This window comes from Candidatus Obscuribacterales bacterium (assembly GCA_036703605.1).
Taxonomy (GTDB): Bacteria; Cyanobacteriota; Cyanobacteriia; order RECH01; family RECH01; genus RECH01.
On the sequence record DATNRH010000877.1, the window covers coordinates 1 to 1,173 of the forward strand.

Annotated in this window: 2 protein-coding genes; one reads left to right on the forward strand and one right to left on the reverse strand. The window is 54.0% G+C overall.

Going from position 1 to position 1,173, the window contains the following annotated elements; all coding sequences use genetic code 11:
* Positions 1-320, forward strand: a 320-nt coding sequence (locus tag V6D20_18030; GenBank protein ID HEY9817681.1) for a hypothetical protein, incomplete at its 5' end; no start/stop codon positions are given.
* Here V6D20_18030 and V6D20_18035 read toward each other — a convergent pair.
* Positions 298-1,173: hypothetical protein (locus tag V6D20_18035; GenBank protein ID HEY9817682.1), on the reverse strand; the 876-nt coding region annotated here is incomplete at its 5' end. The genes V6D20_18030 and V6D20_18035 overlap by 23 nt on opposite strands.

The window sequence follows — 1,173 nt, forward strand, 5'->3', positions numbered from 1 at the left end:
TCCGCATGCGTGGCGCCGATACTTTAAGTGATCTGAGCGCTCAGACCTTTGAACTTGTAGCTGACGTCGAGAGCACCACGGACATGCGCTACTTTCAATTTCAGGTGAGTCTGGACAATCAAAGCGGCACTCAACCTTTAAGCCTTACGGGTTTGAACTTCCTCTTTGAGCTTGGTCCCATCTACGACTACGAATATGTGGGGGAGTGCTCCCAGGTTTTGCCGCCCGGCAAGTGGACTTCCCTTGGCTGGTTGTGGTTCTTGCTTATGGGGCTACCCATTCTCGTGCTGCAAGGCCTTAGGGTAAGGCTTTCTGCTTAGAAAATCCAAAGGGCAAGCCCAAGAAGACCAGAAACTCAGATTGCAGCTGAGATGAGGACGCACCAGAATCACCACTGAGTGACTTCCAGTTGAATCCAACACCCGTCTCAAGGGCCAAGCCTTCACTCCATCGCCATTGTACGCTCCACTCCGTACCGAGGTGCAACTGAGACTGAGATCCACCCACAGCATAGCCACCGAAGAGTTTGCCATGGAGGGTATTCCAGAGCTCCACTCTGTGCCCCAGGGTGATGCCCACAAGGGATACGGGGACCGCGTGAAGGCGCTGAGCTTCCGCCCGCTCTATTGTCGCGGCGGAGACATAATCCAAGCTGCCCTCCCAGGATCCATAGTGGAAAAGTAGAGCTGTTGTGAGCTCGCTCCAGGTCAAACTATCGCCAAGGTCTTTTTCCGTCCACTGATAGGATCTGCTTTCAAGAGCAAAGCCTGCGGCAAACTTGGAATTGAAATGATAGAGTCCCCGGGCTTGCAGGGCCAAAGGTTGTGATCCATTCAGGTTCGCTCTGGTTCCATCTGCGCCATCGGCCTCTAGACTCACTTGAGGAGAGGTGGCCCGCAAATGGCCCGTCACCTGAAAGTAAGTTTTCGGCGGCGGCGGCGGACCTACGAGGGGTTTCTCCACCTCAAGAGTTCCCGTCTCCGGTACGGCCTTCGCTGTAACTTTAGGCGCTGGGGGTTTGGCTACGGGCTTTGGTTTTTCAACCATCACCGAAGGTGTGATTTGAATTGCTTCCGATTTCCGAAGGCTTCGGATGTGATCAAGATCTAATTTTTCAGGTTCACTAAAGCGTCCCAGTGCTCCGGCATTGGATCCTCCAGCGACACGCCAGTA